At 70.4% G+C, this 19,856-nt stretch carries 12 protein-coding genes; 6 read left to right on the plus strand and 6 right to left on the minus strand.

Annotation, left to right across the window (positions count from 1 at the left end; translation table 11 throughout):
* Positions 1-43: 43 nt before the first annotated feature.
* From GTZ93_RS26810 to GTZ93_RS26820, 3 genes are all read right to left on the minus strand, one after another.
* Entirely contained in the window at positions 44-2,299 is a 2,256-nt protein-coding gene (locus GTZ93_RS26810; RefSeq protein WP_139922142.1) for a putative metal-binding motif-containing protein, read from the minus strand.
* Positions 2,300-2,356: 57 nt separating this feature from the next.
* A complete protein-coding gene (locus GTZ93_RS26815; RefSeq protein ID WP_139922144.1) occupies positions 2,357-4,543 on the minus strand; it encodes a putative metal-binding motif-containing protein in 2,187 nt (728 codons plus the stop codon).
* Between the two features lie 79 nt (positions 4,544-4,622).
* A complete protein-coding gene (locus GTZ93_RS26820) occupies positions 4,623-7,028 on the minus strand; it encodes an endonuclease MutS2 (RefSeq protein ID WP_139922150.1) in 2,406 nt (801 codons plus the stop codon).
* A 75-nt stretch (positions 7,029-7,103) separates the two neighbouring features.
* On the opposite strand from GTZ93_RS26820, the gene GTZ93_RS26825 reads away from it, so the two are divergent.
* The 5 genes from GTZ93_RS26825 to nadD all read left to right on the plus strand — a co-directional run bounded on the left by GTZ93_RS26825 (position 7,104) and on the right by nadD (position 11,728).
* Positions 7,104-7,838, plus strand: a complete 735-nt coding sequence (locus tag GTZ93_RS26825) for a tetratricopeptide repeat protein (protein WP_139922146.1) — start codon at positions 7,104-7,106, stop codon at positions 7,836-7,838.
* A gap of 67 nt (positions 7,839-7,905) precedes the next feature.
* Positions 7,906-9,240 (plus strand): adenylate/guanylate cyclase domain-containing protein, encoded by a 1,335-nt coding sequence (locus GTZ93_RS26830; RefSeq protein ID WP_161663089.1) that lies wholly within the window; start codon positions 7,906-7,908, stop codon positions 9,238-9,240.
* Between the two features lie 44 nt (positions 9,241-9,284).
* Positions 9,285-10,475 carry an exo-beta-N-acetylmuramidase NamZ family protein gene (locus GTZ93_RS26835; protein ID WP_139919878.1) on the plus strand — a complete coding sequence of 397 codons (1,191 nt, stop codon included), beginning with the start codon at positions 9,285-9,287 and terminating at the stop codon, positions 10,473-10,475.
* Between the two features lie 7 nt (positions 10,476-10,482).
* Positions 10,483-11,157, plus strand: coding sequence for a hypothetical protein (locus tag GTZ93_RS26840; RefSeq protein WP_139919877.1), 675 nt, complete (start codon positions 10,483-10,485; stop codon positions 11,155-11,157).
* A 10-nt stretch (positions 11,158-11,167) separates the two neighbouring features.
* Complete coding sequence (gene nadD / locus GTZ93_RS26845; RefSeq protein WP_139919876.1) at positions 11,168-11,728, plus strand: nicotinate (nicotinamide) nucleotide adenylyltransferase; 561 nt, start codon at positions 11,168-11,170, stop codon at positions 11,726-11,728.
* On the opposite strand, the gene GTZ93_RS26850 is transcribed toward nadD, so the two are convergent.
* A complete protein-coding gene (locus GTZ93_RS26850; protein ID WP_139919875.1) occupies positions 11,725-14,841 on the minus strand; it encodes a hypothetical protein in 3,117 nt (1,038 codons plus the stop codon). The two genes, nadD and GTZ93_RS26850, sit on opposite strands and share 4 nt — an antisense overlap.
* 89 nt (positions 14,842-14,930) lie before the next feature.
* On the opposite strand from GTZ93_RS26850, the gene GTZ93_RS26855 reads away from it, so the two are divergent.
* Positions 14,931-16,256 carry a hypothetical protein gene (locus tag GTZ93_RS26855; protein ID WP_139919874.1) on the plus strand — a complete coding sequence of 442 codons (1,326 nt, stop codon included), beginning with the start codon at positions 14,931-14,933 and terminating at the stop codon, positions 16,254-16,256.
* 103 nt (positions 16,257-16,359) lie between these two features.
* Here GTZ93_RS26855 and GTZ93_RS26860 read toward each other — a convergent pair whose 3' ends face one another.
* Both GTZ93_RS26860 and GTZ93_RS26865 read right to left on the minus strand, forming a co-directional pair.
* Complete coding sequence (locus tag GTZ93_RS26860; RefSeq protein ID WP_120580896.1) at positions 16,360-17,232, minus strand: Rossmann-like and DUF2520 domain-containing protein; 873 nt, start codon at positions 17,230-17,232, stop codon at positions 16,360-16,362.
* Positions 17,233-17,234: 2 nt separating this feature from the next.
* Entirely contained in the window at positions 17,235-19,817 is a 2,583-nt protein-coding gene (locus tag GTZ93_RS26865; protein ID WP_139919873.1) for an AAA family ATPase, read from the minus strand.
* Between the last annotated feature and the right edge of the window lie 39 nt (positions 19,818-19,856).

Here is a 19,856-nt window from a genome sequence, read left to right on the forward strand (position 1 = left end):
AAACCTCGCGGCTGATGACGTGACCCGTGGCCAACCCGACACGTCAGGGTGAGGGGGTGGGGCAGTCTCCCGTGGGAGCCGGGCTGAGCACGGCGTTGTTGTTCAGGACGCAGGAGCGAATGCTGCGCAGGTGGATGGAGCCCGCGGCGCCACCGCCACCGCCGCCGCCACCGTTCACCAGCAAGAGCGTTCCTCCGTTTTCGCCAAGAGTGGGGGCGGCTGAGGTGCCACCCTTGCCACCGTCTCCACCCAGGGGAGCGCCCCCCGTGCCGCCGTTGGCACTGCTGTTGGCGTCCTCGAGGCCACTCGCGCCATTCCTTCCATCATCCGCGGCGCCAGTGCCGGCAGCGGCGCCCTCGCCACCGCCGCCGCCGTTGGCGGTGATCCGCGTGTCGGACGTCAGGCTCACCTGGAAGCCTTCCAGCACGATGCGCCCGCCGCTCCCGCCACCGCCGCCTCCCGCCGCCGAACCACTCGAACTGCCCGCTTTGCCGCCGAGGCCGCCACCGCCGCTCACGGAGAGGACCTTGCCGACCGTCAATGTCCTGGCGACCGAGATCTGGAAGGCGCCACCACCAGCGCCGCCTGGCCCACCGGCCGCGTTGCCCGTGCCACCGCCAGCGCCTCCCGCGCACCCACCCAGAAGCGGCGTGGGGGTCGAGCCTTGCTGGGGACCCGCGTCGCCCGGCGTGGCGTTGGAGTTGACCCCCTTGCCGCCATTGGCTCCGGCCGTCGCTCCACCCGCGCCACCTCCGCCGCCGCCCTGGCCTCCGCTGAACTGCCCGGGCTTTCCTTGCGACGACGTGGCGCACGCTTGATTGCCGCCAGCTCCAGGAATCGGTGAGTCGTTCACGATGCGCCCGCTGGCCAGGATGTCGTGGTTCAGTGTCGCATCCCCATACACAGCGAGGATGACCGGACGGGTGCCCACGATGCGCAGTTCGCCACCCAGGGACAGGGTCCGCAAGGGAATGAGCAGGATATCGGGGGAACCGCCAGTCTGGGGCTGCGTGAGGACCTTGAAGGCGGTGGTGTCCGGGCCTCCGTTCGCCTGGGGTGTCCAGGTCCGGGTCTCCGTGTCGAACACCACCGCTCCCGTGGTCGTCAGATAGCCGATGTCATCGCCAGGAATGGTGTTCGGATTGAAGTTGCTGGGCGTGTAGGGGAACGCGACGCACTGGCCTGTCGCGCTGCACACACGCGGCGTTCCCGAGTTGTCATCGCTGCAGGGCAGGTTGGCCTGCGTCGGATCTCCCACGTAGACGCAGGAGTTGTTCGCCGTGCAACCCACGGCCGTTTTGCACTCCGTGGGAGGGCAGGGCGTGTCCGTGCCGATGCACGTTCCATTGCCATCACAGAAGCCCGGATCATGGCAGACGTCGCCGTCCACGCAGGAGGTGGAGACCGGCTTGGGGGCGTAGGTGCAGAAGCCGTTGGTCGGGTTGCAGGTGCCCGTGGACTCCTGGCAATCGGTGTTGTCTGGCGTGGTGCACGTCTTCACGTCTCCCACGCACTGCTTGTCGGCCGTGCACCGGCCATTCGTCACGCACAGGTTCCCAGGGTTGCAGGCCGCGCCCACCTGCAAGGCCTCTTCGATACACTTTCCCGTGGAGGCCTCACACGTCACCGTCGCCTGACACTGGCCCGCCGGCTGCGTGCACTTGGGCGCGCCACCTCCGCACTGCGCCGCCGGCCCCACGCCGACGCACCGCTTGCCCGTGTTGCACAGGTCCCCGTCCGTGCACGTCTTCTCCGAGCAGTCCGAGTCCGCGCACGCGAACTTCCCATCACAGTCGTAGTCGACGGCCGTGTCGCACTGCTCCACCGCGCCCGGTCGGACGTCGCCCCGCTTGTCGTCGCAGTCGGAGATGCCCGCCCACTCGATGCCGGTAGGGGAGCCGTCGCCGTCTCCGTCCTTCGCAATCAACGTGACATCGAAGCGCGTGTACTCCTTGGGAACGATCGTGAGCGCGGCATTCGTGAAGCGCTCCACCACCTCCCCCGCGCAGCGGTTGCCGTCGGTCTCCGCGTACGACGACACCGTGAGGCCCAGCGTCGCGTCCCAGTCCGCCTTGCGGCGCACCGCGACCAGGACTTCGTTCTTCTCCGTGTTCTTGAACTGGCTGGAGAGGATGTCCGTGGCTTCCTGGTTCCCCTTCGCGTCCTTCGCCTCCACGCGCACACACGCGGGCTTGAAGGTGCCATAGGTCACGGACACACGGATGGCGCCTTCGTCGGGGGCCTTCTCCCCACAGGCAGCCAGCAGCAGCACACACCCCAACAGGCAGAGCCTAGACATGGCTCCGCACTGTACCTGCCGTCTCCGCTCTCCTGAAATCTGGCGAAATCGGAGAGGTCAGGGGGTGAGGCAACCGCCCGTGGCCGGAGGGCTGACGAGGTGTCCGCCCGCGAGAGAACAGGTCTGGACGCTGCGCAGGTGGATGGCGCCCGCGGCACCGCCACCACCACCGCCGCTGCCTTCGGTGCCGAAGCCATCCTTGATGCCGTCAGCGCCCTTGACGGGACCTGCCGTGCCCGCACCGCCGGCGCCGCCGTTGCCTCCTGTGTCGTTCCCGCTGTCGCCGCCAGGGGCCGGGCTCGCCGAGTCCTCGCTGCCATTGGCCCCGTCCACGCCGTCATTGTTGGTGCTGGAGCCACCCCTGCCACCACCGCCGCCGTTGGCGGTGACGCGGGCACTCGAATTAAGCGTCAGCTGGAAGGCTTCGAGCACGATCCGGCCGCCGCTGCCGCCCCCGCCCGCGCCTCCTCCAAAACCTCTCTGGCCACCGAAGCCACTCGCGCCGACGGCCTTCGAAATTGTCAGGTTGCGTGCGACCGACAGCTGGATGGCGCCTCCTCCTGTTCCACCCGTGCCAGGAGTCGATGAACCATTGCCGCCACCGTTGCCGCCGGGGCAGCCTCCCAGGAGGGGCTCGGCCCCGGAGGGCCGGGAGGTTCCCGCGGCGCCAAACCGTGTGCTGTTGTTGTAGCCCCCTCCTCCGGCAATGCCAGGCGTGCCATTGCCAGCGCCGCCACCGCCACCGCCCGTCTTTCCGCCGAACGTGCCGTTCCCGCCCTGGGAGGTGCCGCAGGCCAAGGTGGGATTCGCGATGGTGCCCGAGACCAGGATGGACTGGCTGACGTTCGCGTCGCCATAGACCGCCAGAATGACGGGGGAGGGGCCACTGATCCGCAGGGTTCCATTCAGCTCGAGGGTCCGGACCGGGATGAGCAGCACGGGCGGATTCCCATTCTGCTGCGGCATCGACACGATCTTGAGTGACCCCGCGGTGGAGATGGCACCCGTGGGGCTCCAGCTCTTGTCGGTGGTGTTGAACGTGATGTCCCCGCTGGTCTTGATCTCACCGATGTCCGCGGCCGCGATGGTGGTCGGATCGAAGTTGTAGGGCCGGTAGGGGAACGGGGTGCACGTGAGGTCCGCCTGGCACACGCCGGGAACTCCTCCCGAGGTCGTGCAGAGGGCGTTGACGTCGGGCTCGAACTCGCAGTCGCTCGTGGCCGAGCAGACCTGCTTGACCTTTTGGCACAGCGGCGCCGAGCAGACCTTGGGCGTTCCCACGCACGCCCCGGACCCATCACAGCGGTCTGGATCGGTGCACTTCTCGTTGTCCTGGCAGGGCGTCGTGTTGGGGAGCGGCGTGAATTCACAGGCGCCGGTGCTCGCGTTGCAGGTGCCCTGGGCTGCGAAGCACTGCTCCGTGGTGGTGCACGACTTCGGGGTGCCCGAGCACGTCCCGTTGGCGTCGCACCTGTCTCCGTCCGTGCATTTGTTGCCGTCGTCGCAAGTCTGTCCCGCGGGGGACTCCACGGTCTCGCACATGCCGGTGTCGGGCCGGCACTCCTGACGTGGCTGACACGCGACGCCAGGCTGGTTGCAGGTCGTCGTGGTCTCGGGAGCACACCGCGCCTCGATGCCATTGCCTACACAGCGGTCGTTCAGCGTGCACGCATTGCCGTCGTCGCACGCCGTGCCCCAGCAGTTCGCTTCCTGGCAGCCCACCAATTGGTTGCAGTTGAAGTCCACCGTGTCGCCGCAGGTCTCGGTGGCGCCAGGGTGGATGGTGGGATCGGAGTCCACGCAGTCGGGCGGCTTTGACCACGTGGCACCCGCGAGGTAGCTGTCCCCGTCGCTGTCCTCGGCGGAGAGCCGGAGGTCCCACCGGGCGAACTCCTTCGCGGGGACGACCACGGGCTGCTCGCTGGAGCGCGTCTCCACGACCTCGCCCGAGCACCTGTCTCCGGTGGCCTCCGTGTACGACGACACCGTGAGACTCAGCGCCGTGTCCCAGTCCGCCTTGCGGCGCACCGCGACCAGGACCTCTTGCTTGTCCGGGGTCTTGAACTGGGTGGCCGGGATGTCCGTGGCCTCCTGGTGCCCCTTCGTGTCCTCCACCTCCACGCGCACGCACGCGGGCTTGAAGGATCCGTACTTCACGGACACACGGATGGCGCCTTCGTCGGGAGCCTTCTCCCCACAGGCAGCCAGCAGCAACACGCATCCCAGCAGACAGAGCCGAACCATGGCTCCGCACTGTAGCCAACACCTCCCGGGGCAGGGGAGCGGGGCCGGTAAGACCCCGACTCCCCGTCAACAGGGGACCTCAGCCGCGCAGGGACACCACGGTGACGCCGTCTCCGCCCTCGTGGCTCTCGCCGGGGCGGAACATGCGGATGTACGGCGAGGCAGCCAGGTGGTCCCGGATGGCCTGCTTGAGGGCTCCCGTGCCGTGGCCGTGGATGATGAGCGCGGCGTCCTCACCCTTGCGCAGGCCCTGGTCCAGGAACGTCTCCAGCTCCGCCAGCGCGTCGTCCGCGCGCATTCCGCGCACGTCGCAGCGGAAGTTCGTGGCCTCCACCTGCGACGGCGCCGCGGAGGCCGCTCGCTTCAGGGCCGCTTCGCCCTTCCGCTGCTCCGGGAACTTCGCCTGCTGCGGCTTCTTGCCCCGTGAACCGGACAGCTCCGTCGTGGCCACGCGCATCTTCAGCGCGCCGCCCGCGGACACCACCGCCTGGCCCTCCGTCAGCTCCAGGATCTCCACGTCCCGGCCCAGGCCGGAGTGGTGCACCCACGCGCCCACCTTGAGGGTCGCGGGCCCCGGGGCCTCCACCTGGAACAGCTCCGCCTTCGCCGCCGCCGCGCGCTTCTGCGCCTCATCCGCGCGCTGCTGCAGCTGAAGCCGTGCCTCGGAGAGCGCCTTCTCGTTCTGCTCCGAGCGCAGCTTCGCCAGCAGGTCGCGGACCTCCTGGGCGGCGTGCTCGCTGGCCGAGTGCACGTCCTCGTTGAACTGCATCATCCGGCCCTTGCGCTCACGCTCGAAGGCGACCTTCTGCTTCTCCAGGTCCGCGCGGAGCGCCTCCGCCTCCTTCGCCGCGATGCGCGCCTTCTCCAACTCCTCGGAGAGCTTGCGCCGCTCGTCCTCCGCGGCCGCCAGCGCCTTGGTGAGCGGACCGCCCGCGTTGAGCGACAGCTCCCGAGCGCGCTCGCACACGGAGGCGGGCAGGCCCACCCGCGCCGCCACGTCGATGGCGGACGACTGACCGGACGCGCCCATCTGCAACCGGAACGTGGGTGCCATCCGCTTGGAGTCGAAGCCCACGCGCGCGTTGAGGAAGCGCGGATCCATGTGCGCCAGCGCCTTGAGCTCCTCCAGGTGCGTCGTCACCAGGACGTACACCCCCTTGCCCAACAGCTCCTCCAGCACCGCGATGGCGATGGCCGCGCCCTCGCGAGGATCCGTGTCCGAGGCGATCTCGTCGATGAGCACCAGCGAGTCCGTCCCCACCGCCGCCAGGATGTCCCGCAGCAGGGTGACGTGGCCGCTGAACGAGGACAGGCCCTGCGACAGGTCCTGCGTGTCACCCACGGTGGAGTGCACGGAGCGGTACAGAGGCATCCGCGACCCTTCGCCCACCGGGATGGGCAGGCCCGCGCGCAGCATCAGCGCGCACAGCCCCACGCCCGTCAGCGTCACCGTCTTGCCGCCCGCGTTGGGGCCGGACACCACCAGCGCCCGGGCGCTCTCGGTGAGCGTCACGTCGTTGGACACCACCTCCGTGCCCTTGAGCACCAGGCGCGGGTGGCGCAGCGCGCGCAGCTGCAGTTCCTTCACACCCACGAAGGTGGGCGTCGTGGCGTCCAGGTCCGCGGACAGGATGGCGATGGCCTCCACCTCGTCCAGCTCCGCCACCGCCTCCAGGCCCTCCAGCATGCGCGCGGACTCGCGGCCCACGAGCCGGCTCAGCTCCTGGAGGACCTTGAGCTCCTCCTCCGCGACCTCCGACTGCGCGATGGCCAGGTCGTTGCCCAGGCCCACCATCGCCTGGGGCTCCATGAAGAGCGTCTGCCCCGTCTGGCTGGCGTTGTGGACGATGCCATCCACCTCCGCGCGGTAGTTCGACACCACCGGCACCACGTACCGCCCGTTGCGCAGCGTGTAGTAGTTCTCGCGCAGCTTGGTGGTGAACGTCGCGTCGTGGAGCATCTCGTCCAGGCGCGTCTTGATCCTCCGGTGCAGGCCGCGTGCGCGGTCGCGCGCTTCCTTCAGCTCGGGGCTCGCGCGGTCGGAGATGGTTCCGTCCGGTTCGAAACACTGATCCAACCGGCGCGCCATGGCCTCCAGGAAGGGCAGGCGCTTGGAGATCTCCACCAGGCGGGGGACGCGCTCCTTGCGCTCGTCCAGGGCCTCGCGGGTGCGGGCGAAGGCGAAGAGCAGCTGGGCCGCGTCGATGAGCTGGCGGGGCTCCAGCACGCCGCCCTTCTCCGCGTGGCCCACCGCGGTGCGCAGGTCCGTCACGCCGCCCAGGGGCATGGAGAACTGCTGCTGGGAGAGGAAGCGGGCCTCGTCGACGAGCGCCAGCGCTTCGGCCACCTCCGTCTCGGTGTCCAGGAATGGACGGGCCAGCACCCGCTCCCTTCCTGGCTCGGTGCGGCAGCGCTGCGTCAGCGCGCGGAGCACTTCCGGGAAACCAAGGTCTTCCAACGTCCTTTGGGAAATCTGCACGGTCATGGGTTTCATGCGAGGCCGGGTGTCCGTCAAGCGGAAGTATTGAGGTGGCCCACCGGGACCTGCTATCTGCCAACCATGATGTGGGTTCTCGTGGCGGCGCTGCTTGCGGGCGCGTCCGACGCACCGGCCTCTCCGGTCCTGACGGCGCAAGCGGCCCCGGCCCCCAGTCCGCTGGCGGATGCGCTGGCGCTGGAGACCTCGGGCAACGACGCGGGTGCACTCGTCGCCCTGGAGCGGCTGATTACCAACCAGCCCCGCTGGGAGTTGCCCCGGCTGGAGGCCGCGCGGCTGCTCCTCAAGGGAGGAAGCGCCCCGGAGCTGGAGCGCGCCCGTACCCATCTGGACGCCGCCCTGCGCGAGGCCCCGGACAACCCCCGCGTGTACTTCCTCCAGGGGCAGCTCCTGGAGGAGAAGAGCGCCACCTTCGACGCCATCCGCGCCTATGAGAAGGCCGTGACCCTGCGCCCGTCGTATGACGACGCGCGCTTCCGGCTCGCGGGCCTCTGGGCGCAGGCGGGGGACTGGCTCAAGGCGGAGCTGCACTACCGCCCCCTGTCCAAGTCCCGGCCCGCGTGGGTGCAGGTGCGCATGCAGCTGGCGGCGGTGCTGGAGAAGCAGGGCCGCACGCTGGACGCGGAGCGGGAGTTCCTGGCCGCGCGCGACGCCCAGCCGGACAACCCGGGTGTCCTGAGGACCCTGGCGGCCTTCTACGAGCGGACGGACAGGCCCCAGCTCGCAGCGAAGGTGAGGGCGCAGCTGACGGCGCCGGAGAAGCGCAACATGCGGGCCCTCAAACCTTCAAAGCGCTGACAGCGAGCGGCGGGGCGCGGTCCGTGGCGATTGCTTCGCGCGACGCGCTGCATACACTGCCCCCGCTTTGAAGACCGCCAACCTCGCCATCGTCTTCACCGACATCAAGGGCTTCACCGAACGCACCAGCCGGCAGACGCTGGAGGAGAACCAGCGTCTGCTCCAGGTGCACGACGCGTTGCTCGCGCCGCTGTTTAAGGCGTTCGGTGGACGCATCATCAAGTCGATTGGCGACGCGTTCCTCGTCACCTTCGAGTCCCCCACCCAGGCGGTGCTGAGCGGCATCGCCATCCAGGACCGGCTCTGGCACCACAACCGGCAGCTGCAGGAGGACGAGCAGATCCACGTGCGCGTCGCGGTGAACGTGGGCGAGGTGCGGGTGGAGACCAACGACATCTTCGGCGAGCCGGTGAACATCGCCGCCCGCGTGGAGGGCATCACCGACGCGGGCGAGGTCTTCTTCACGGAGGCCGTCTACCTCTCCATGAACAAGGCGGAGGTGCCGTCGCAGGAGGTGGGCGCGTTCGAGTTGAAGGGCATCCCCGGGAAGATCCGCGTCTTCCGCGTGCCGCGCGCGCCCTACCGGGTGCTGGCGCCGGCGGCGCCTGACGCGGTGCTGCCCTCGCCGGAAGAGGCGGCCTTGCTGCCTCCCTACGGCAACCTGGCCCTGGCGCGCGTGGAGTCGAATCTGGATCTGGGCCAGCGCGCGGCGGCGGGCGCGGCGGCGATGGGGCAGGGCGCGGTGGCGGTGGGCCAGCGTGCGGCGGCGGGCGCGGTGGCGGTGGGGCAGCGGGCCACGGTGCTGGGCCAGCAGGCGCGCACCGCGACGGATGCACTCTGGGCGCGCGTGTACGCGAAGCTGCCGCCCGCCATCACGACGAAGGTGTCGTCCACCGTGGCCGGCTGGAGCATGTGCGCGGGACTGGTGGTGGTGCTGTTGGGCGGGGGGCTGCTCGTCGGCGGAGGCGGCGCCACGATGCGGGCCATCCGCGACGTGGAGGGCACCACCGGCCCGGAGAAGACCCAGCGCGTGAACGAGGCCAAGCGGCTCATCAAGCTGGAGGAGGCGGACCAGCGCTCCTACTTCAGCGGGCGTCTGGAGGAGGCGCAGGGCAACATGAGCGCCGCGGTGGTCCACTACGCGGCGGCGGTGCGCAAGGACGCCAACGGCCGTGCGTCGTCCCGGCTCATCTCCCTGCTGAACCATGAGCAGTGCGGCGTGCGCTCCAGCGCGGCGGCGGCCGTGGGCAGCCTGCGCCTGGAAGACGCGCGCGGCGCCCTGGAATCCCTGGCCGACGACGGAGGCCCGAACGAAGGGACGGCCGGTGGGTTCCTCGGCCTGGGCACCTGTGACTCGAAGCAGGCGGCGGCGGACGCGCTCAAGCGTCTCCCCGCGAACTGACCCTTCCTGCGCCCGCGCGTATCTGCGGGACGAGGCGACTGAACGTGACGAAGGTGAAGACGGGACTGGATGTGTGGGCGGCGCAGGGGTTCTCCGCGCTCAAGGGCAAGCGCGTGGGCGCCATCGTCAATCCCACGAGCGTGGACTCGCGCTTCCGCCACCTGGCGGATCTGCTGGCCGGCACGGACGGCGTGACGCTGGCGGCGCTCTTCGGGCCGGAGCACGGCATCCGGGGTGAAGCCCAGTACATGGTGGCCGTGGACGAGGCGCGCGACCGCAAGACGGGCGTCCCGGTGCACAGCCTCTACGGCTCCACCTTCGAGTCGCTCTCGCCGCGGCAGGAGTGGCTGAAGGGGCTGGACGCGCTGGTGTTCGACATCCAGGACGTGGGCAGCCGCTACTACACCTACGTCTACACCATGGCCCTGGCGATGAAGGCCGCGGCCCAGGCCCGCGTGGCGTTCTACGTGCTGGACCGGCCCAACCCGCTGGATGGGGTGACGCTGGAGGGCAACCTCGTGGGGGAGAAGTTCCGCTCCTTCGTGGGGCTGTACGCGCTGCCCAACCGCCACGGCATGACGGCGGGGGAGCTGGCCCGGCTGTTCAACGCGCAGGAGGGCTTCGGCTGTGAGCTCACGGTGGTGCCGTGCGAGGGCTGGACGCGCGACATGCACTGGAGCGACACGGGTCTGCCGTTCCTGCCGCCGTCGCCCAACATGCCCACCGCGGACACAGCGCTGGTGTACCCGGGCATGTGCCAGCTGGAGGGCACCAACGTGTCCGAAGGCCGCGGCACCTGCCGGCCCTTCGAGCAGTTCGGCGCGCCGTGGGTGGACACGGATCAGCTGATGGCCCGGCTGGACAAGGAGCGGCTGCCGGGCGTGACCTTCCGTCCGGTGGGCTTCACCCCCACGTTCGACAAGTACACGGGCCAGTCGTGCAGCGGGGCCTTCATCCACGTCACGGACCGCAAGTCGTTCCAGCCGCTGCGCACGGGCATCGCCATCACCCAGGCGCTGCACGACATCGGGCCGGGGCAGTTCGCCTGGCGGGCGGACGCGTACGAGTTCGTGGAGGACGTGCCCGCGTTCGACCTGCTGTGCGGCACCGACCAGGTGCGTCGCGGCATCGAGGAGGGGTGGTCCCTGGACCGGATGCTCGAAGGCTTCGAGGCGCAGACGGAGGCCTTCCGCAAGCGCCGCGAGCCCGCCCTGCTGTACGCTTCCTCGCGGTGACCTCCACGTGATTGGTGTCTTCTCCGATACGCATGGCGACCTGGACGCCTTCGACGCCGCCTACGAGCTGCTGCGTGCGAAGGGCGCCCGGCGCTTCCTCTTCACCGGCGCGCGCTACACGGACCTGGATGAGTGGGTGCTGTGGCGCCGCAAGAAGAGCCGGGGAGGGCGCGAGTACTCGGACGCGGACTTCCTGGCGGACGTGACGCAGTGGCTGGTGGCGCCCCAGGACGGACTCGGGCGCACGCCCGCGTCCCGCGAGGCCCCCTCCGACCTGGCGTCCGAGGACGACCGGCGGCTGGTGATGGAGCGCTTCGTGCGCGTGCCGGACCGCGACTCGCTGGCGTACCGGGACCCCGCCGTGGCCAACAAGGCCATGGACCTGGTGGGGGACTCGCTCTGCTGCGTGGTGCACGACAAGAACGACCTGGTGCGGGACGACCTGCTCAACGCGCAGGTGTTCATCCACGGCAAGGAGTCCGAGCCGGCGGTGGTGCAGATTGGCCCGCGCTACTTCGTGACGCCGGGCCGGCTGGTGGGGGCCGCGGAGCAGACGTGCGGCCTGTTGGAGAAGGCGGAGCGCAACCTGAGCTTCTCCGCGTTCCGGTTGGATGGACACCTGGTGCTGCCGCCCCGGGTGCTGCAGGTCGATTCGCGCTCGACGAAGCTCACCGTCAAATAAGAGGCCCGCCGTGAAGGTCGCGCTGCTCGGAGGCTCGTTCAACCCGCCGCACGTGGGCCACTTGATGGCGGCCTCCTACGTCCACGCGACGCAGGGCGTGGATGCCGTCTGGCTGATGCCCACGTTCCACCATCCGTTCGGCAAGCAGTTGGAGCCCTTCGAGGCTCGCGTGCGCATGTGCGAGGCGCTCTGCCGTGAGACGTCCGGCTGGCTCCAGACGAGCCTGGTGGAGCGCGAGCTGGGCGGCGGCGGGCGCACGGTGGACACGCTGGCGTACCTGGTGGAGCGCCACCCGGACACGCGGTTTTCGTTGATCATCGGCAGCGACATCTTGAGGGACCTGCCGCAGTGGAAGGACTTCGACCGCATCCAGCGCATGGCGCACGTGACGGTGCTCTACCGGGCGGGCTACCCGGCGCCGGACACGGTGGGGCCGCCGCTGGCGGAGGTGTCCTCCACGCAGGTGCGCGACCAGCTGGCGCGCGGCCTGGAGCCGTCGGAGCTGGTGCCCTCCGCGGTGCTCCAGGTGGCGCGCGATGAAGGCCTCTATGGCCTGCGCGGGCCTCGCTAGAAGGTCATCCCGATGATGTGCAGGTCGCCGAAGCCGTCATCGAAGCGGTGGGCGTACTGGTAGAAGAGCGAGAGCGCGTAGGCCTGTCCCATGGTGAGCCGCAGCGTGGCGGAGCCGCCCACCGCTCCGTGGTTGGTCCGGTTGTCCGTGCGCGCGAGCGAGCCGAACGCGTCCAGCTCCAGCTGGCTGACGAAGAGGGACGGCAGCACCCACAGCGTGGACGCCCAGCCGTAGTCGATGATGAAGCGGTAGCGGTAGCGCGCGTTGGCGAGCAGCACGTTGCGCGCGCGGAAGGTGTGGTCCTCGTAGCCGCGCAGGTACTCGCTGAAGGCGAGGCCCGGCTGGAGCTGCAGCGGCAGGCCACCGTCGTTGGTGCTGTCTCGGTTGATGAAGAAGGCCTGGCCCGGAAGGATTCCGCCGACCTCCAGCAGGTCATCAGGCGCGCCGGGCAGGGCGCGGCCCGCGACGGAGAGCAGGAGGTTGTCCTTGCCGATGAAGGGCAGGCCGCCCAGGTATCCGTCCACGCCCAGGCGCACGTCGCCCACGGTGGAGTCGCGCGCGAAGGCCTTCGGGAAGATGCCGCCGCTCACGGACAGGCCCAGTCCGCGCTGCGTGCCGCCGTAGGACGTGCCTTCGCCGGCGAAGTACGACGCGGCGACCTCCGGTCCGATGAGGCGCGTGGTGATGGACGGCCGGCGATCCGTGGCGTCGAAGCGGCGGTCGAGCGCGAGCACGCCGAAGCTCACGGGGGTCGTCCAGAACGTCCGGGACGCGAACACGGTGGCCTGCATGTCCGTGCGCTCGTTCTCGCGCAGGCGTGACGCGGAGACCTGGAGGTAGAAGGGCGACAGCATCGCGTTGCCGTAGGCGAACGACACGCCGGGCTGCTTCTCCTTCAGGTCGTACGTCAGCGTGAGCGCGTAGGCGTTGAAGCCCAACCGGTCCTGGCCCGCGATGGAGATGCCACCCGCGAAGTACGGGTCGTTCTCGTCGACGTCGTTGGGCACCGTGTAGAAGTAGGGGACCCGGTAGTTCGGGATGAAGAAGCCTTCGAGCGGCGAGTAGGGCTCGTCGGTCAGCACGTCCACCGCGTGGCCGACGACGGCCGGAGGCGTCACGGGCGCGTCCACGTCATGGGCGGGATCCACGGGCAGGGGCGGCGGCGCCACCGGTGCCGGGGGGACGTCGGAAGCGGCCTGCGTGGGGGCATCCGCCGGGGGCTCGGTCTGGCCTGGGAAGGCGACGAAGCCCTCCTGTGCCTCCGTGCCTTGGGCGGTGGCCTCCGGCTCCGGTGCCGGTGCGGTCGCGACGCTCTCGGCCGGCGGCTCGGGCGTCGCGCTCAGCTCGGCCAGGGCTTCCGTGAGGGGCGCGCGGTCCACGGTGAAGTTGATGCCGTCGCGGTTGAGGAAGACCACGGCGTCCCCGCCCGCGGGTGCCGCGTCCATCACCAGGATCGGCGCGTCGGTGACGCGGGCGATGCGCCGGGTGGACACCGTCATCACGTGCGCCTGGAGCCGGCCTTCGTGCTCGCGCAGGAAGACGAGGTGATCGTCGTCCAGCCACCGGGGCGAATAGTTGAACAGCCCATCCCGCGTGAGCCAGCGCAGCGAACCGTCCGGCTCGCGCAGCACCAGGTCCCACCCCTCCGCGCCGTTCATGGGGAACACGTACCGTGCGCCGTCCGGTGACGTCACCGGCGTGCCCAATGCCGTGTGCGCCTTGAAGTCCGTCAGCCGCTCACGCTGACCGGTCTCCAGATCCAACCGCACGAGGTTGGCCGCGTCGCCGCTCACCTCCACGAACACGTAGGACCGGCCATCCGCCGTCAGGTCGCCGCCCATGCCCACCAGGTCGTCCCACAGCCGCACCACGTCACCCGTGCGCGCGTCCACCCGCCACAGCTTCCCCGTGTAGCTGCCCACCGAGTCGATGTCCGCGCTGACCAGGTACAGCCACCGGCCGTCCCGGCTGAACGTCATGCCGCTGACCAGCGACGAGCTGGCCACCACCCAGCGGCGCCCCGGCAACAGCCGCACCAGCGCGCGGCTGAAGCGCTCGCGGCCGTCGCGCTCGTACACGGTGAGGTGCGTGATGGCTTCACGGCCCACGCTCACCAGCGTCGTGCTCCCGTCGACCGGGTTCGCGACGAGCCGCGAGAAGTAGCCCGCCTCCCGCACGAGCACCTGCTGCGTGGCGGGGCGCTCGCGCAGCTGGAGGTCCTTCTGGAGGCTCTGCTCGTACTCGCTGAACAGCGACCCGATGTCCTTGCCGTAAACCCGCTTGAACCGCAGCGTCACCGCGAGGGGTGGGAACAGCGAGTTGCCCTGTTCGTCCACCAGCTTCCACAGACGCTTCTCGCCGTACGTCTTCGCCAGGTACTCCACGAAGTTCATACCGGTCAGGTAGTTGCCGCCGAACGGATCCAGCGCACGGTTCTCCGGTGACAGGTAGCCCGCGTTGAGCTCGCCCTTCTGGGCCGCCACCGCGCCCTCCCACCAGCCGCGCCACACCGGGCTGTAGGGACGTCCCGTGTCCTTGCCCAGCCGACCCTCGTAGTAGGTGGCCAGGCCCTCCAGGAACCAGGACTCGGTGAAGATGTTGGGCTGGAAGAGGCCGCCCGTGACCTTGTTCAGGACGTTCCACAGCCCGCCCACCTGCTGCATCTGCACGTAGTGGACGGACTCGTGACAGGCCACGTCGCCGATGTCCGTCTCACCCAGACCCAGCAGGTTGAACTGCTCCAGCGTCATGTGCTGCGGCAGCACCATCTGCTGCGGCGTGCTGGCGAACTCCGACTGGACGTACGCGTTGTTGAAGTCCGCGCTCGTCAGGTAGACGAGCACCCGCTTGCGCTCGGCCTTGCTCCACGCGTCGCCGCGCAGCCGCTCCACGCAGCCTTCCATCCGGGCGGCCACCCGCAGCGCCGTCCCGCGCAGGTGGGCCGGGTAGTACAGCTCCATCGACCGCGTGGTCAGCTTGTGCATGTCGTCCCGGGCGAACGACGCCTGGACGTTTTGCGGAAAACGGGGTGCGACGAAAGCACACCCCGATGTCAGCAGCAGGAGACAAGCGAGGATGGCGGGCTGGCGGGCAGACCCGCGAGAAGCTGACATGGCGGTGCATCCTACCGAGCACAAATCGTAGTCAGGAGCGCGTTTTTCACGATAAGGGAACGCGTCGCATTCCTCACAGGAACCTTCCCATGACCGAACCCGCCGAGCCCCAGGGGCTCCCTGTTCCGCAGCACGTCCACAATGCGCAGCTCCAGCTTTCCGCCGCGTTGGAGAAGGCCAGCGGCGCGCCGGTCGACCTGACGAAGGCTCCGTGGGCGGATGTGGAGACGTCGGTCATCCAGCTGCTGGGCGGCCGGTTCGACCCGAACAACCCGAACCACCAGGGCGCGGCGCTGGGCCTGGCGGGCGGCTTCGCGCTGCGCCTCATCTCCGAGCACCAGGCGTTCTGGTTCCCCAACCGGGACTCGCCGGAGGGCGCCTCGCTGGGCTTCCCCGAGGCCATCATCATGCTGTCCCCGTTCGGGGCGGTGATGGACGCGCTGGCGCAGGGCAAGTTGACGCGGCTGGACGACCTGGCCGCCGACATCCGCCGCTCGCTGGGGCAGGTGAAGTTCGGCACCAACCCGGCGCAGGCCCTGGGCGGCGGTCAGCCCCAGCGGCTGGGGCCCCAGGAGTACCAGCGCCTGTTCGACCCGGGCTTCCTCCAGTTCATCGTGGTGGATCCGGCCAAGGCGAAGCAGGCGCTGGAGGCGAAGACGGACGCGCTGGCGCGCGACGTGCGTGACGCGCTGGGCCGCACCCAGCCGCCGCTGCCGCCGGAGGCCCGCCAGCAGTTCGAGGGGCAGATCGTCACGTCGCTGCAGCGCATGGAGCAGGGCAAGACGCTGGCGGAGCAGGCCGAGCGCGCCCCGCGGCTCGCGGAGCTGCTGACGCACCTGGTGGCGACGGTGGGCGGCACGGGCTCCGCGCCCGAGGAGTTCTGGCACGACGTGGTGCTGCCGCTGCTGTTCATCGGCACGCCCGCGAGCTTCCCGCCGCTGGATGACGACGAGCTGGAGGCGTTCAAGCAGGGCGCGGATCCGCTGGCGCTCTTCGTGGACGTGGTGCCGCACTCGCACCGCGCGCCGGACGAAGGCCTGCTGGGCGCGTTCGAGATGTCGGAGATCGGTCTGGTGCACCCGGCCTTCCAGAAGGTCGGCGCGCTGCGCCTCATCCGCATCAACCCGGACCGGCTGAAGCCGATGCTGGAGAAGTACGACCCGAACGCGACCATGGACGCGGTGCAGCGCTTCACGGCGCACGTGTCCCAGGCGGCGGGCAAGCCGGCCGCGGAGTCCCCGCAGGGCAAGGAGATGCTGCAGGCGGCGCTGACGCTGCTGGCGGACCTGAAGCGCTCCGTGTCGGTGGGCGGCGACGTCTGCCTGCGCCGCCTCACGGAGGCCGAGGCCGCTTCCGAGCAGGCGCTGGCCATCGTGCGCCGCGCGCTGCAGAGCCCGCGCATCATCCTCACCTAGTCTGGTGGGAAGGGCGCGCGTCCGGGGTGACCGGGACGCGCGCCGTTACGTCTTCGCGAGCAGGGCTTCCAGCGCCGCGGGCTGGCGCGGAGCTGGAAACGCCTCACTTCTTCGCGAGCAGGGCTTCCAGCGCGGCACGGGGCTCCGGACGGAGCCGCTCCGAGGCCAGCCGCAGGGCCCGCCGCGAGAGCTGTGCGTAGAGCGGAGCGATGTCCGAGGGCAGCGCCGCGAGGTGCGCCGCGACGACGCCCGCGTCTCCTCGGACAATGGGGCCGGTGAGTCCACCCGAGAGGCCGCGCGCTTCGATGCCTCGCAGCGCCGAGCGCATCAGCGGCAGCAGGGCCTTCAAGGCCGCCTCGGGTTCGATGCCCGCAGCGCCCAGCGCGCCCACGGCCGCGTCCGCCAGGGCCACCAGTCCACCGGCGCTCAGCACCGCGCCCGCGTGGTAGGCGGCCCGGTGTGCCTCCGGCACGTCGAACATCGCGAAGCCCACGTCCTCCGCCATGCGCTGGAGCACGGCGCGCAGGGAAGGGGACCGTGTGCTGATGGCGGCGGTGTGGCCCGCGAGCGAGTCCCTCGCGGAGGACACGGCGCAGAGTGGATGGAACGAACCCACCGCGCGGCCCCGCTGCGTGCCCAGCGCGGAGAGGGGCAGGGCGCCCGCGGTGTGCACCAGCGCCACCGTGCGCGGCAGTTCGCGTGACAGGGCTTCGGACACAGACGGCACCGCCGCGTCCGGAACGCACAGCACGCAGACGCGCGCCTTCTTCAGGTCCGCTGGGGTCGCGGGCTTCAGTCCCAGGGCCCGCGTGCGCTCATGGCCTGCGTCGTCACGCGAGTACACGCGCACGGGCCAACGCTTCGCTTGCAGTGCCAGCGCGAGTGCACCACCGAGCCGCCCCGCGCCGACGATGACCACGGGGACGCGCTTCGCCTTCGCCGCGCTGCTCCGCGTGCTCCGGCCTCGCCGCGCCACCGTCAGGCGGCGTCCCGGGCGAACTGGAGCTGACCGGCCTGCACGGCCACGCGCACGCGGTCGCCCGCGCCGAACTCGCCGGAGAGGATGCGCTCCGCCAGGGGGCCTTCCACCAGCCGCTGCACCACCTGGCGCATGGGCCGCGCACCCAGCATCGGGTCGAAGCCGCCGGACTTGAGCAGGTGCCCCACCACGTCCGTGCCCGCCGTGTAGACGATGCCGCGCTCCGTCGCGAGCCGCTTGCTGCTCTCCGCCAGGATGAGCGTGGCGATCTTCGCCACCTCCTGCTCCGCCAGCGGACGGAACGGCAGCCGCTCGTCGATGCGGTTCCACAGCTCCGGCGGCAGCGCCTTGCGCGCCGTGTCCGACGCCATGTCCAGCGCCTTGCCCTCGGCCGCGTCCGCCGCGCCGAAGCCCACCGCGCGGCCCGTGCGGCTGAACGCCTCCGCGCCCAGGTTCGTGGTCATCACGATGACCGTGTTCGAGAAGTCGATGTGCCGGCCCTTGCCGTCCGTCAGCCGCCCCTCCTCCAACACCTGGAGCAGCAGCATCTGCACCTCGCGGTGCGCCTTCTCGATCTCGTCCAGCACCACCACCGACGACGGCCGACGGCGCACCGGCTCCGTGAGCTGTCCGCCTTCACCGAAGCCCACGTAGCCCGCGGGCGAACCGATGAGGCGCGACACTCCGTGAGACTCGGACATCTCGCTCATGTCCAGGCGCACCAGCGCGTCCCGGTTGCCGAACAGCACCTCCGCCAGCGCCCGCGCCATCTCCGTCTTGCCCACGCCCGTGGGGCCCAGGAAGAGGAAGCTGCCCATGGGACGGCGCGACGCGAAGCCCGCGTAGTTACGGCGGATGACCCGCGAGATGCGCACCACCGCGTCGCCGTGGCCAATCACGCGCTCCGCCAGGTCGTTCTCCAACCGGAGCAGCCGCGCGGAGTCGTTCATCAGCAGCCGCTCTTCCGGCACGCCCGCCAGCTTCGCCACCACGCGCGCCACGTCCGCCGCGTCCACCCGGTGCTTGCCCTCGCGGTGGCAGCGGCTGCCCGCCAGGTCCACCACGCTGATGGCCTTGTCCGGCATGAACCGGTCCGTCACGTAGCGGCTCGCCAGCGACGCGGCTGCCTCCAGCGCCTCCGGCAGGTATCGCAGCGCGTGGTGCTCCTCGTAGCGCCCGATGATTCCCTGGAGGATCTGCAACGTCTCCGGCACTGACGGCTCGTTCACCACCACCGGCGTGAAGCGCCGCTCCAGCGCCGGGTCCGCCGCGATGAACTTGCGGTACTCGTCGTGCGTCGTCGCCCCGATGCAGGGGAACTCACCGCGAGCCATCGCCGTCTTCAGCTCGTTGGCCGCGTCCTGCGGGCCCTCGCCCGTGGAGCCCGCGCCCACCAGCGTGTGGATTTCGTCGATGAACACCACCACGCGCCCCTCGGCCCGCCGCACTTCTTCCTTCAGTGCGTTGAGCTTCTCGGAGAACGAGCCGCGCAGCTGCGTGCCCGCCACCAGCGTGGCCATGTCCAACTCGACGAGGATCTTCTCCGCCAGCGTGCCGCGCAGGCCCATCAGGCGCTGCGCCACGCCCTCCACCACCGCCGTCTTGCCCACGCCGGGCTCGCCCAGCAGGCACGGGTTGTTGGTGCGGCGCTTGCCCAGGATGTCGATGACCTCCTCGACCTCCCTCGCGCGGCCCACCACCGGGTCCAGCTTCCCCTCGCGCGCGGCCTGGCTCAGGTTGCGGCCCATGGACGTGAGCATCGGGAACGCCTTGGCGTCCAGCGTCAGCGGCTGACCCTTGGCCTGGGACGGCGGAGGCGAGGACGGCTTGACCACGGGCGCGGGAGGCAGCGGGGCGGGCGGCGTCGCACGGGCGACCGGGGCCGGCGGCGCGGGAGGCGCCATGCGCGGCATCGGCGGAGGCGGGGCTTCCGAGACGGCGTCCTGCGTCACATCGTCCTCGTCCACGTCGATGAGGTCTCGCGGAGACAGCGCGGGCGTCGAGCGCGCGGCTGGCGGCGGAGTCGTCACCGGGGGCGTCATCACCGGAGCCGGCGCGGGGACCGGACGCGGCACGCTCAGCGCGAACGTGGAGGAGGGAAGGGGAGACGGCGGCGCGCCCACCGGACGGCTCACCGGCGCGCGCGTGGCCACCGCCTGGCCATAGCCCGGCTGGAGCCGGCGCGGCAGGCCGCCACTGGTGGAATAGGCGAGCGCCGTGTTGGACAGGGAGATGAGGTCCAACCCCGTCCGCCCCAGCAGGTCGCTCGCGGCGCAGCGCTTGCGGATGATGGCGATGAGCAGGTGCAGGCAGTCCGCCTCGCCCGCACGGAAGGTGCTGGCCAGCTCGCGGGCGCGCGCGGTCAACTCCTGCACCACGTTGCCCGTCTCCGCCGGGGCCTCCGTGATGAGTTGGAGGAGCGCGTCCTCGTCCACGCCCTTCTCCTTCAGGAGGAGCTGGGCACGGTTCTCCACCGTGAAGAGCGCCAGCAACACGTGGGCCGACGTGGGCTTCTGGGCGACGCTGCGGGCGATGTCATGCGCCTCATGGAGAACCTGGGCGAGATCCGTGCTGTCGACCATTCATGCTCCGGCAAGCGTCCAGCCGAGCGGAATACACCG

This window comes from Corallococcus exiguus (assembly GCF_009909105.1).
GTDB lineage: Bacteria > Myxococcota > Myxococcia > Myxococcales > Myxococcaceae > Corallococcus > Corallococcus exiguus.